Source organism: Pseudomonas sp. FG35, assembly GCF_057809295.1.
Window position 1 is genome coordinate 310431 of the sequence record NZ_JBMDJR010000005.1, and the last position, 13011, is coordinate 323441.

11 protein-coding genes and 1 pseudogene are annotated in these 13011 nt (G+C 60.7%); 4 read left to right on the top strand and 8 right to left on the bottom strand.

The window, feature by feature from the left end; genetic code table 11:
• Positions 1-106: 106 nt before the first annotated feature.
• Positions 107-1228 (top strand): annotated as a pseudogene (locus ACODTD_RS12755) (Cache 3/Cache 2 fusion domain-containing protein); the annotation flags it as partial.
• Positions 1229-1360: 132 nt separating this feature from the next.
• Positions 1361-2083, top strand: coding sequence for a methyl-accepting chemotaxis protein (locus ACODTD_RS12760; RefSeq protein WP_489104918.1), 723 nt, complete (start codon positions 1361-1363; stop codon positions 2081-2083).
• Positions 2084-2097: 14 nt separating this feature from the next.
• Here ACODTD_RS12760 and ACODTD_RS12765 read toward each other — a convergent pair whose 3' ends face one another.
• From ACODTD_RS12765 to ACODTD_RS12800, 8 genes are all read right to left on the bottom strand, one after another.
• A complete protein-coding gene (locus ACODTD_RS12765) occupies positions 2098-2811 on the bottom strand; it encodes a phosphocholine cytidylyltransferase family protein (protein WP_201818805.1) in 714 nt (237 codons plus the stop codon).
• A 19-nt stretch (positions 2812-2830) separates the two neighbouring features.
• Positions 2831-3427, bottom strand: a complete 597-nt coding sequence (locus ACODTD_RS12770; RefSeq protein ID WP_489104899.1) for a gamma-glutamyl-gamma-aminobutyrate hydrolase family protein — start codon at positions 3425-3427, stop codon at positions 2831-2833.
• A complete protein-coding gene (locus ACODTD_RS12775; RefSeq protein WP_011336532.1) occupies positions 3424-5739 on the bottom strand; it encodes a PEP-utilizing enzyme in 2316 nt (771 codons plus the stop codon). The genes ACODTD_RS12770 and ACODTD_RS12775 overlap by 4 nt, the downstream gene beginning before the upstream one ends.
• Positions 5740-5745: 6 nt before the next feature.
• Positions 5746-6495 (bottom strand): class I SAM-dependent methyltransferase, encoded by a 750-nt coding sequence (locus ACODTD_RS12780; RefSeq protein WP_489104900.1) that lies wholly within the window; start codon positions 6493-6495, stop codon positions 5746-5748.
• Positions 6492-7040 (bottom strand): adenylyl-sulfate kinase, encoded by a 549-nt coding sequence (locus ACODTD_RS12785; RefSeq protein WP_011336530.1) that lies wholly within the window; start codon positions 7038-7040, stop codon positions 6492-6494. The genes ACODTD_RS12780 and ACODTD_RS12785 overlap by 4 nt, the downstream gene beginning before the upstream one ends.
• A 74-nt stretch (positions 7041-7114) precedes the next feature.
• Positions 7115-8281: a hypothetical protein gene (locus tag ACODTD_RS12790; RefSeq protein WP_011336529.1), complete on the bottom strand. Its 1167-nt coding sequence runs from the start codon at positions 8279-8281 to the stop codon at positions 7115-7117.
• 368 nt (positions 8282-8649) lie between these two features.
• A complete protein-coding gene (locus ACODTD_RS12795; RefSeq protein ID WP_011336528.1) occupies positions 8650-10143 on the bottom strand; it encodes a YifB family Mg chelatase-like AAA ATPase in 1494 nt (497 codons plus the stop codon).
• Positions 10144-10631: 488 nt separating this feature from the next.
• Positions 10632-10892 carry an accessory factor UbiK family protein gene (locus tag ACODTD_RS12800; protein WP_007920416.1) on the bottom strand — a complete coding sequence of 87 codons (261 nt, stop codon included), beginning with the start codon at positions 10890-10892 and terminating at the stop codon, positions 10632-10634.
• Positions 10893-11290: 398 nt separating this feature from the next.
• On the opposite strand from ACODTD_RS12800, the gene glnK reads away from it, so the two are divergent.
• Positions 11291-11629 carry a P-II family nitrogen regulator gene (glnK, locus tag ACODTD_RS12805; protein WP_002555808.1) on the top strand — a complete coding sequence of 113 codons (339 nt, stop codon included), beginning with the start codon at positions 11291-11293 and terminating at the stop codon, positions 11627-11629.
• A gap of 37 nt (positions 11630-11666) precedes the next feature.
• Positions 11667-13004: an ammonium transporter gene (locus ACODTD_RS12810; protein ID WP_007951904.1), complete on the top strand. Its 1338-nt coding sequence runs from the start codon at positions 11667-11669 to the stop codon at positions 13002-13004.
• Positions 13005-13011: the final 7 nt, after the last annotated feature.

The window sequence follows — 13011 nt, forward strand, 5'->3', positions numbered from 1 at the left end:
ATACGTGCATGTGGAACCGTCGTGCCGGTCTCCACGATTCACCCCCCATTAGAAAATTATCCGAGCTGCGATCAAGGAGGATCGGAAGTTCGGCCAGGAGCTGTCCATGTCTCAACCTCGCGCTCGGATCGCCTCGCAGCTGGGCCTCGCGCTCGCCGTGATACTGGCGATAGTCATCAGCGGCAGTACGGTGTTCGCTCTGCGTTCGCTGGACACTGCCAACCTCGCCACCCGTGAAGAACACTTGGCCAGCGAGGCACGCCTGCTCGCCGACCAATTGAGCACCTTCCACGGCACGCTGCGTGAAAGCACCCAGCGCTTGAGCGGGTTGTTCGAGAAGCGCTTCAGTGCAGGTCTGAGCATTCATCCGAGCGAGCCGGTGACCGTGGCCGGCACCCAGACCCCGGGCCTGCACCTGGGCAGCGAAGTGTTGAACAACAATTTCAAGGAAGTCGACGAGTTCAAACAGATGACGGCGGGTGTCGCCACGCTGTTCGTGCGCAGCGGCGAAGATTTCATCCGCGTCAGCACCTCGCTGACCAAACAGGATGGCACCCGCGCCATCGGCACCGTGCTCGATCACGCCCACCCGGCCTATGCGAAGTTGATGGCAGGGCAGGGCTACGTCGGTCGTGCTCTGCTGTTCGATCGCTCCTACATGACCCAATACACCCCGGTGCGTGACAGCAGCGGCAAGGTGATTGCGGTGTTGTTCGTCGGCTTCGATTACACCGACGCGCAGAACGCCCAGTTCGACAACCTCAAGCGCTTCCGCATCGGCCAGACCGGTTCGCTGGCATTGCTGGACGAGAAAAACCAATGGCTGGTGGCGCCGGCGGGCGTGCAGGCGCTGGATCAAGCGATTCCTGTGGTCAACGATTTGGCGAAGGCGCCGGGTAAAGGCCGGTTCTGGAGCGACAAGTCCGAAGATTTCTACAGCATTGCCGTGCCTTTCGAAGGCGGCCCGTGGTCGGTGGTGGCGAGCATGCCGAAGGCTGAGATCCGCGCGGTGACCTGGAGCGTCGGCACTCAGCTGGCCATCGGCAGTCTGCTGGCGATGTTGCTGGCGGTCGGTTCCGTGGTCTGGTTGCTGCGCAGCAAACTGGCGCCGCTGGGCGATCTGGTCCGTCAGGCCGAAGCCTTGGGCGCCGGTGATCTGAGCGTGCGTCTGAGCGTGTCGAGCAACGACGAAATCGGTCAACTGGCTCGCGCGTTCAACCAGATGAGCCAGGCCCTGTCGACCATGGTCGAGCACATCCGCCGCGCCTCGGAAGAGGTCAACCGTCGGGCTCAAGCGCTGTCCGGTCTGTCTGGCGGCGCCTATGAAGGCATGGAGCAACAGTCTGGCGAAATTACCAGCATGGCCGGTGCGGTTGAAGAGTTCTCCGCTACGTCGCTGAACATTGCCGACAACATGGGCAACACCCAGCGTCTGGCTCAGGAAAATGCCCAGCAGACCCAGATCGGTCGCACCTCGATGGAAGAAGCATCTTCCTCGCTGGAGCAGATTGCCGGTGCGCTGAACACCACCGCGACCGTGATCAACACCCTGGGTCAGCGCTCCCAGGAAATCGGCGGCATCGTCAGCGTGATTACCTCGATTGCCGAACAGACCAACCTGCTGGCACTCAACGCTGCCATCGAAGCGGCCCGCGCCGGCGAGCAGGGTCGCGGCTTTGCCGTGGTGGCCGACGAGGTGCGCAGCCTGGCCTCGCGTACCCGTCAGGCGACGGATGAAATTTCCAGCATGATTCACAGCATTCAGCAGGAAACCGGCAACGCCATCAGCAACATGGAGCAGGGCAACCTGCTGATGCAGGAAGGCCTGTCGCGCAACGCCAACGTCGCTTCGGCGCTGGCGCGGATCGATGAGCAGAGCCGTTCGGCAGGCCAGCAGTTTGCGGCGATTACCACCGCGACCCAGGAACAGAGCAGTACCGCGACGCTGTTGAGCAGCAACCTGCAAAGCATCGCGATGGCCAACAGCGAGCAGCGCGAAGTGGTGTCGAACCTGGCAATCACCGCCAAGGAACTGGAAGGCCTGGCAGCCGACCTGCGCCAGGAAGTCGACCGCTTCCGTTGAGGCGCCGTGCCCGCTTACTGGTAAGCGGAGAGGTCTTCGCTGGAGTCGACCTCTCCCCATTCTCCGCTGTAGGCCACGGCCGCGACCGGAACCCGACCCGCATCGATGACACGTTGCAGGGTGTTGGTCATGTGCATCTTGTCGCGTTGTTCCGGGGTCAGTTCGGCTCGTAGCCGAACGACTTCTGCCCAACCCTCAGGGGTGAAGCGCAGCAGCCCCATGTACTGACCCTGAACTTCGTCCACCGATTGCGGCTTGTTGCCGATTTCGGCCAGCGTACCTGCGTCGGTCAGGCGGAACGTTTCGGCATCCAGCAACGGATCGCCGAAACGCTGCGTCCACAATTTCAGCCAATGGGGGTCGTAGGTGACGGCCAGCGATGCTTCGTTGGTCACCAACGAACGAACGGCGTCCGGGCTGTAGAAAATATCGGAATAACTCACGATGCACGGCTGGCCCTGCAGCCAGGATTCGGCGCACGCCAGCGACGACACCATGTTGGTGTCCGCCCAGCGTGGGTTGTGGAATTCGATCAGGTCACGCTCGGCCAGCCACTCTCTTTTATAGCCGGTCACTATGGCGATTTCGCTGATGCCCGCCGCGCGCAAGGATTCCAGCTGCCATTCGAGCAGGGCTTTGCCTCGCAGCTCGACCAGGCACTTGGGGCGCTCATCCGTGAGGCTTTTCATGCGACTGCCACGTCCGGCAGCCAGAATAATGGCTTTCACAACACGTCTATCCCGTGGGTTATTGAATGGAGTCAGGTTCGCCGAACAGCTGCCGGATACGTTCTAGGTCGTGGGTGGCAAAATCCGCTTCGCGCTCCGGGTGCCACATCCAGCCTTCCCAAGGCAGTTGAAGGTGGCGGATGGCTTCGATTTCACCGTCCTCGCTGCGCGCCATGACGTCGAAACCCTGCGGGCAACCGGCAAGAGCGAGGCTATGATAGCTGTTCACCTCGGCGACGATCCGGCCGGACAGCTGATGCCGGGTTCGCACATGACCGGTCACCGGTTTCAACTCGCCGCCAGCCTCGTGCGCCAGCATCTGCATGCCGCGACAAATGCCCAGTACCGGCAACTGACGTTCGCGAGCGTGATCCAGTAACTCGCTCTCGGTACGGTCGCGGGCCGGCCACTGACCGATGTCATTGCCACCCGACAGCACGATGGCGTGTGGCGCGACGGCCGCCAGCCAGTGATCGAGCGGAAAGCCGTTGGGTACTGGCACCGGGATGAAGCCGGCTGTCAGAAGGAACCCGATCAGTCGCTGATCCAGTGCATCACGGGTTTCTTCGCGCTCGGGATGGCTGTCCACCCGTTGACTGACTGCGACCACCTTCATGTCATCATCTCCACCCGGCGGCCCGGGCAATCCAGGTGCAGGAAGTCCGCGGTCGACCAGCGCCGGTAAAGCACTTCACCCGCACCAATGACGGCTGGCAAGCCCAGTTCGCCCGCACGAATCGCCATGTGCGAGTTGGCGCCGCCCCAGGCGGTGATCAATCCGGCAATCGGGTAGGCGAACAGCCAGTCGAACCCCGGATCGGCATTGGGAATGCAGACGATCGCCCCGGCGAGTTTGTCCCGGTCATCGCACAGCACAACCGGCGCGGTCACGCGTTTCTGGGTGATGAAATTGGGCGCCGTTTCCGGCCACTCGAAGCTCCAGACATCTTCCGGGCGGGTGATCACCGGCGGCAGGGAGACCTTGAGCGTCTCGGCATAACGCGCCTTGCCCTGTTCGATGCTGCGCAGCAGCACCTCTTTCGGATCCGCCGCCGCCACGTGCAGTTCGGTGAAGGCGCGGATGTCGCAGTAAGCCAGGTCTTCGCGATCGATGCCGTGCTCGGCACCGACTTGTGCAATCAGGGCAAGGGCATCGGAGAGATTGCGGGTGAAGTGAAACTTGGCCAGCTCCCGCAGTTCGATACCGTTCTGCAGGAAGTCCAGCAAACCCACTGGATCAGGCTGCAAACCATGGGCTTCCAGCAGCTTCACGATCTCGCGCATCTGCGGCAGCGTCAGCGAAAACGGCTGAAGGGGTTCCGGGGCGGAGGGACGCTGTGTCCAGTCGAAATAGAGTTCCGGTGCTTCATCGTAACGGGGAGACAGAATGTCGTAGGTGCCCGGTCGCAAATGGCCGTAACGCGCAAGGAATTCTGACTTGCCGAGCGTCGCCCGGTCGCGCGCCAGCTGCCCGCTGACGGTTGAAACACCGGCCATGAACGCATCGTAGTCGGCCTGAGAGAACACGCCCACGGACACCAGCGACCTGAGCATCTGCACGGCGACGAAACCCGCACGGGCCAGACCGGCGAAGGGCAGGGTGCCATAGCGTTTCGCATCTTCCAGCAGCCAGTAAATGCGCTCCAGCGGATCGGCATCGGAAGCCAGCAGCTCCTCACGACGTGCATTGAGCACATCCAGCTTGTTGGCATCGCTTCGCCACAGACCGTCCTTGGGATGGACGATGCGGTTGGTCAGCTGGCGCAGGCTGGTGCTGATCGCTTCCAGCTCGTGGGGCTGAAAGCCTGCATCGGCGAGGCGTTCCAGCTGCTGCGAGAGGTCCAGGGTGTAGCACGAGAACACGATCTCGAACTCCACCTTGTCGTGGAGTGTCGGTTCGGCCAGCAACCGGTCGATGTAATAGTCGACCAGTCGTCCCGCCAGATCCTCATCGAGGTCCGCCGGAATGAACGAGTTGAACGACAGGCGCACATCGATATAAGGCAGGCCGAAAAAGTGCGGCATCAGCGGAAAGCTGCGCAGGTTGCGGTAGCCGTAGTTGTGCCGCTGGTAAGCCCAGATGGAATCGGTCACCAGGTCCCGGTACAACGAGAGCGCCAACGGTTTGGGCCGGATACCGATGATTTCCGCCGGGTTCCAGTCAGGCATCACGCCATAGACGGTGCGCTGTCCGATCAGGAACGGATGCGGTCGCATGCCGCGCGCCACTTTGCGCTGAATGCTGTCCAGCCGGGCCGATTGCTCGGCATCGGTCTCTGGACGGGAAGGCAGGATCAGGGGTCGGGCCTGCAACAGCCAGAGCACTTCGCCTTCGGCTTCCCGTGTGACGGCAAACTCACAGTCGACGGGCTCGCCACCGAACAGTGCCAGCAGCTCTTCGAGCAGGCCAACCACGGGCGCGAGGGCGGCGGGCGCTGCAACCTTGCTCTGGGCAGCCTGCTGCCAGAGCCGACCGCCCATGCCACCGGTCACCGAGGCCGTGTCGTTGCCTTCCGACCAGTTAACCACGCGATAGGGCGCGCAGGTGTTGGGGTCATGGGAAAACGCCACGCCGGATCGCAGCACATTCTCCAGCATGGGCTGGATCAGTATTTCATCCGCCGGACACGCCTCGCCATAACTGGCGATGACCTGTTCCACCGCCGGGCTCAGCCCTGCATCGTCGACATTCGGGATCGACAGGAAGGCGCCCGCTAAGGACGCTTGGGCACTGTCCTCGCGCCCGCAACTGGAGCGCACGATCCACGGGGCGGCCGGCAGTCGTTCCCGGATCGCCTGGACACAGGCTTGCCGGTCCCGCCGCCAGTCCGCCACTGTGAATGCCAATAGCGGAGCAATGCAGGCCGAGGTGAGCCGTCCTTGCAGGCTGGACAGCGTCCCGGCCTTGGTAGAGAAATGCAGGGCCATCAGGCGTTATCTCAGCTGGGCGACCCAAATGTTCGTCGAGTACGGAATCTGGATCGAAGGCGTCTTCAGGCCCTTGAGGTAGTCGTCGATGGCGCTGATCACTTCATGGAAATTCGCACCGGCCTGACGCTCCAGCGTGGCGTGGGAGCGCCAGGCTTCCAGGCATTCTTCGATGCTCTGGTGGTGAACGACGCGGGCATCCAGATGCACGACCGGGCCGAACAGTTCGCTGGCGTCGATCACGGCCGTCTGGTCTTCGCGGCGGGTGCCGTAGCCATAACCGGGTACGCGTTCCTTGATGATCGCTTCGATTCGGGCCTGGATCGGGTCTTCCAGGTTGCGGTGGTTCCACATGCAGGCGAACCAACCCCGTGGCTTGAGAATGCGCGCGGTTTCCTTGAGGGCCTGCTGGCGGTCGCAGACGTTGAACGAGCTGCCGAAGGTGACCATGTCGAACGCCTGGGTCGCTTGCCCGGTCGCTTCGCCGGTGCCTTCGTGCCATTTGACATTGGTCAGTTCGGCAGTGCGCTTGATGCCGTTGCCGCGCATTGCATCGTTGGGCTCCACGGCGGTGACGTCCAGACCGCGAGCGGCCAGCATCAGCGTCAGGTGCGCAACGCCGGCGCCGACGTCACAGAATTTGTCGCCCTGTTCGGCACCTGCGATCGAGAGCATGGCATCGATGGCAGCATCGGCGTAGTCAGGACGCTTCAGGTAAGCGTCGGCCAGGGTGGTGTAATCCCATTCGGTTTTCATGCCGGATTCCTTGTATTGATTTTATTGAGTAGATCGTCTGCCAGGTCGTGCCTGGAGCGCAGCGGGTCGAATTCAACCAGCCAGTCCGCTGCCTGCGGTTCATCCACAGGCAGGTCGAGACCGGCAACGTTGTGCAGTTCACCGGCATGAAACCGACGGTAGATGCCCTTGGGATCCCGGCGACCGAGTTCCTCTAACGGTACTTTGAGATAAACCTCGAAATAGCCGGGCAGGTGGGCACGGTTCCACGCATGAACTTCACGAAACAGCGAAATCGTTGCGATCACCACGGTGTGGCCTTGTGCGGCGATCATTCTGCAGAGGTGGGCGTATTGCATGGCCAGCGCGAGTCGCCCTTCGCGGCCATGGTTCTGCGAGCTGGCTGCGGTGGCGCCGAACACCTCGCGCAGCTCGTCGCCGTCGAGCATCACGACCGATTCGCCGCGGCTGCGCAGACGGTCAACGAGATCACCGGCCAGCGTTGATTTGCCGGCGCCTGAAAGGCCCGTAATCCAGATCACCTGCGCGTGAGGGTTACATTTCATAGCATTCTGACCAGTGTCCGGTTTGGATACCTGGCGTGATGAACCTGCACCGGTTCAATACGCGATACAAGTATTCAGTCACGTTCTTTGATGTTGCCAAAAGAGTCGATGGTTAGTTGGCAGAACATCGAGTCGTGCCTGTTTTCAATCAAGTCGTGAAACACATCCTGCGGTAATGGCAAGTTGCTGTATTGACTCTCATAGAACTTCTTGTAAATGAAGTAGCAGTCTTCAGGGGACATCAGGCTGAAACCGAGTGCCAGCTCTTTGAGTTCTTCGCCGTTCTTGGCGATGGGCAGCAAGTTGTTCATTTGCTGCAACCAGACGTCGACGGTCGGGTTGGACTCGTCGGTCGTCGGAACGTAATAGATTGGCAGCCTGCACGTGTTGAGCATGAACGAGACACCGCCGGTCGAGGCATCGGTAATGATGGTGTCGCACTGCTGGTAGAAAACCGTGCTGCTGGTGCCCGTCGTGTCGATGGTGATCCATTCATACGCCGAGAGCTGGTTGCACAGGTCCTTCAGGGTTGGATGCTGAAGGTCGGCCATGTACGGACGCAGGATGAACCGGGCGTGAGGGATCTGTGATTTGACCGCGTTGATCACGGTTTGCAGGTTCTCGTACAGGGAGGCGCCGCTTGGGCAGATTCCCAGTTGGGTCGGCAGCAGTCCGACAACGAAATCATCCGACGCCTTGTTTGACCCGGGAGCGGATTCAAAGAATTTCGGAACCTTGATGGGCAGAGTCGCGACCGGACTGGTCTTGCGCAGGTCGGAGCGCAAGGCTATGCCATCGGCAATCAGCGATTTCAGGGCCTTTCTGTCGGGTCTGTAGCGTTGCAGGCCCGATCTGATCAGATCAAAACCCGATCGGGACGAAGAAATGACCACATCCCAATAGGACGTCAGTTCGGCGTAGTAATACTTGTCTTTGGTCGGCATTCCCACATTGCCGTGGGTCAGGAAAATACCGAAGTTCGAATCGTCGAGCAGTCGGCCAATCCAGGCATCGTTTGAAATGACGACTTGCGAGGCCAGGTTCGCGATGACTTCGACTTCAACCTGCTCAACCGGATAGTCAAGGATCTCTTCTGCCTCCTGCCTGCTCAGGCCGGTCTTGTCGGTCTGCAGCACGATGCAGTTGTAGGCGTGGCGCAGGGCATTGAGCGCCGGGATCAGGTATTCGAGGTAGGTTTTTCCGCCACGGGTGACATTGCTGATCAAATAGACGTTTTTCATTATTGACTTGTACTTTTAAAATTTGCCGTGGCAAAAAAGTTGGATCAGCTGGATTGCGCGTAGACAACTGATTGATATTGTCTTGACGCGTTCGCCATTGAAGATCTGTCATCGGCAGTTGTTTTAAGTCCGCCGTCTCATGACGATTTTATTGATCAAGTGTATTGCGCCCGCTGGGCTGAAGAGTTCTTTTCCATGATGTGTCGCCTCCATTTTATATTGCTTTAAAGTTTGAAGTTTTTAACTAAAAGCTCTGGCGCCTGATGAAAAGCGCCGTCGTTATATCACATCTTGGCTAATGGCTATCAGCGCGCGCGGACTTTATTTTCAGCTGGCACAGGTCGCCTGTAAGCTGCCTGTCCATCCCGTCATTGCGTCGCTGGGCGATATTGCAGCGCTTCGGCCAGATGCTCACGTGATATGGCATCAACCTTCTCTATATCGGCCAGTGTCCGTGCAACCTTGAGCAGCCGATGTGCTGAACGCAGCGACAGGGTCAGTCGCTCACAGGCTGACTCCAGCCAGGTTTCATCGGCTGTGGATAACTTGCAGTGCTTCTTCAGCCCCGGCAAATCGAGAAACGCATTGGCACAGCCCTGACGTTTTTGCTGACGCTCGCGGGCCTCGGCGACCCGCGTGGCCGCGCTGGCGCTGTCCTCTCCCGGTTTCACCGCAGGGTTCAACGCTGTGGCCTCCCGCGCCACCGTCAGGTGCAAATCGATCCGGTCCAGCAACGGCCCCGACAGTTTGTTGCGATAGCGCTGCACCATGTCCGGCGTGCACGAGCACTTGCCGCTCGGTTCGCCAAGATATCCACAGGGGCAGGGGTTCATCGCCGCGACCAGCTGGAATCTCGCGGGAAACCGCACCCGTTCCTTGGCCCTTGCGATCACGATGCAGCCGGATTCCAGCGGTTCGCGCAGAACCTCCAACACCTTGCGATCAAACTCGGGTAGCTCATCGAGAAACAGCACGCCGTGATGGGCGAGGGTGATTTCACCGGGTTGCGGTTTTGAACTGCCGCCGACCAATGCCGGCCCGGAGGCCGAGTGATGCGGTTGGCGGAACGGGCGCTGCGGCCAGTGGGTCAACGGTGCGCCGCTGGCGACGGATTGAATCGCCGCCACTTCCAGCGCTTCACTCTCGGCCAGCGGTGGCAGCAATCCCGGTAATCGGCTGGCCAGCAACGTCTTGCCCGTCCCCGGTGGCCCGCTGAACAGCAGATTGTGCGCACCGGCGGCGGCAATCAGCAGCGCCCGTTTGGCGGCCAGTTGGCCCTGTACCTCATTCAAGTCGGGATAGGGTTTGGCGGCATGGATCAACCCATCCGAGACATAAGGCTCGACCGGTGTATGCCCGTTGAAATGCGCCACGGCCTCCAGCAGATGATCCACTGCGATCACCCTCAGTCCTGACGCCAGACACGCCTCCTCGGCATTCGCCCGCGGCACCACCAGCGTCCGCCCGGCCTTGCGTGCCGCCAGCGCCGCTGGCAACACCCCACGCACCGCCCGCACTGCACCGGATAACGCCAGCTCACCCAGGCATTCCACGTCATCCAGGGTCAACGTCGGCACCTGCACACTCGCCGACAGAATTCCCAGCGCAATCGCCAGATCGAACCGCCCGCCATCCTTGGGCAGATCCGCCGGCGCCAGATTCAAGGTGATCCGCCGCGCCGGAAACTGCAGCCCGGAATTGATGATCGCACTGCGCACCCGGTCCTTGCTCTCCTTCACTGCCGCTTCGGGCAGGCCGACCATGGTCAGCGAGGGCAAGCCGTTGGCCAGGTGAACTTCGACGGTGACGGCGGGGGCATCCACGCCTATCTGGGCGCGGCTGTGGACGATGGCGAGGGACATGGTCGTTCCTTGAGTTGAATCGGGGGCCGCTTCCTGCGGTTTTTTAAGGGTAGTCGGGGAGGAGAGAGTTGGAGGGACGGCTGCCTGGGCAAACCTTCACTGGATGTTGCTGGAGTCGAAATGATTAATCGTCAGGCGTAAAAAAACCGCCAACTAGGCGGACTTTTAATTCGGGATTCAGGTTCCGCCACCGGCGAGCCAGCCATCTGGCTCCAATTCTTTGCCATAGGTCGCGGCGACCTTCAAAAAGTGCCGCTGACTGGCAGAAATCGTATCGGCCAAACTGGGCGCAAACCCAGTGCTGAACATTCAGCATTGGGTGAGCTTAGGAATCTGGGCTTCACGACGCAATCGGACGGCGGGGTTGCCAGCTGTAGGATTCTGCCGAGATTCGGCAGCGAATCCTGAATGGCGGGAAGGTCGTTCCGACCTTCATTCGCGGGCAAGCCCGCTCCCACAAGGGGCCGCATTCACAAAGACACGAGGTGTTACTCCGCCGGCGGCGTCAGCTTCGCTTCCATCTCCGCCACCTTCGCTTCAAGGCTCTCCAGCCTGGCCCGAGTGCGCGCCAGCACCACCATCTGACTGTCAAACTCTTCGCGGCTCACCAGGTCCAGTTTGCTGAAGGCGCTTTGCAGCAGCATCTTGAACTGGCTTTCGATTTCGGCTTTTGGCAAGGGCGTGTCGCCGCTGAACAGGCGGGAGGCGGTGCCGCTCAGGGCGTCGAGGAAGTCTTTGGGCGCGAGCATGGGATATGTCCTGGAAACTATGGCCGGCAGTGTATCACGCAGTGTCTATAGTCATTTGCGCAGGCACGGATGCACGCTTTTCGCGCAACTGGATGCACGGCCACGCACCGTTGTTGTGCGTATCCCGAGTGCCATTTGGGTGATGGCATCTGCCGCAGCGGCCAAGGGATTGAAATCAGTGGTTTTTGGCGAGATGGCAAGCTTTCTGCTTAGACACCTTCGACCCATGCACTGATGCAGTCGCTGTGACGAATGCAGTGCGGCAGACGGAGCGGGGAGTTTCGTCTGGAGCGGTTAGCTGGCGTCGACAACGAAGCGTTACAAAGCCAGGCACTGCGCTTAGACTTGAGTCGGGTTTGTTTTCCTGGGGCAAGTCCACCAATTCGGGAGAGAGTTTCATGAAGCTAGTCACTGCCATCATCAAGCCGTTCAAGTTGGACGACGTGCGCGAGTCGCTGTCCGAAATCGGCGTGCAGGGCATTACCGTTACTGAAGTCAAAGGCTTCGGTCGGCAGAAGGGTCACACCGAGCTGTATCGCGGCGCGGAGTATGTGGTCGATTTTCTGCCCAAGGTGAAAATCGACGTTGCCATCGACGACAAGGATCTGGATCGGGTTATCGAGGCGATAACCAAGGCTGCCAACACCGGCAAGATCGGTGACGGCAAGATCTTCGTGGTCAATCTGGAACAGGCGATCCGCATCCGTACCGGCGAAACCGATACCGACGCGATCTAAGCGCCGCCACAAACCCAACGCCCCAGGAGAAAACAATATGACTCTGCGTAAATTCGCAGGGCTAGGAGCCCTGTTGTCTATCGTAATGCCCGGCCTGGCCATGGCGGCAGACGAAGTGGCAGCTCCAGTCCTGAACTCCGGCGACACCGCCTGGATGCTCACCTCCACAGCCCTCGTGCTGTTCATGACCATTCCCGGCCTCGCGCTGTTCTACGGCGGCATGGTCCGGTCGAAAAACATTCTTTCCGTGATGATGCAGTGCTTTGCCATTACCGGTCTGATCAGCGTCCTGTGGGTCATTTATGGCTACAGCATCGCGTTCGACACCACCGGCATGGAGCAGGGCGTCGTCAACTTCAATTCGTTCGTGGGCGGTTTCGGCAAGGCGTTCCTGGCCGGTGTCACGCCAGCGAGCCTGACCGGCCCGGCGGCGCTGTTCCCCGAGGCGGTCTTCATCACCTTCCAGATGACCTTCGCGATCATCACCCCGGCGCTGATCGTCGGTGCATTCGCCGAGCGGATGAAGTTCTCCGCGATGCTGATCTTCATGGGCATCTGGTTCACCCTGGTTTATGCACCGATCGCGCACATGGTCTGGTCCGGCAACGGCGGCCTGATGTGGGACTGGGGCGTACTCGACTTCGCGGGCGGCACCGTGGTGCACATCAACGCCGGTGTGGCCGGTCTGATTGCCTGCCTGGTACTGGGTAAACGCAAAGGCTTCCCGACCACGCCGATGGCGCCACACAATCTGGGTTACACCCTGATGGGCGCGGCGATGCTGTGGGTCGGCTGGTTCGGCTTCAACGCCGGTTCCGCTGCGGCCGCCAACGGCACCGCCGGCATGGCGATGCTGGTGACCCAGATCGCGACCGCCGCTGCTGCACTGGGCTGGATGTTCGCCGAGTGGATCACCCACGGCAAACCTAGCGCACTGGGTATCGCATCCGGCGTCGTTGCAGGTCTGGTGGCGATCACTCCGGCCGCTGGCACCGTGGGCCCGATGGGTGCCCTGGTCATCGGTCTGGCGGCAGGCGTGGTGTGCTTCTTCTGCGCCACCACCCTGAAACGCAAACTCGGTTATGACGACTCCCTGGACGCCTTCGGCGTGCACGGTATCGGCGGTATCCTCGGCGCGATCCTGACCGGTGTGTTCGCCGCACCGTCGCTGGGTGGCTTCGGCACCGTCACCGACATCGCCGCACAAGTCTGGATTCAGTGCAAAGGCGTCGGCTTCACCGTGATCTATACCGCGATCGTCACCTTCATCATCCTCAAGGTGCTGGATGCCGTGATGGGTCTGCGCGTGACCGAGGAAGAAGAATCGGTCGGCCTGGATCTGGCACAACACAACGAGCGTGGCTACAACCTGTAAGCACGCG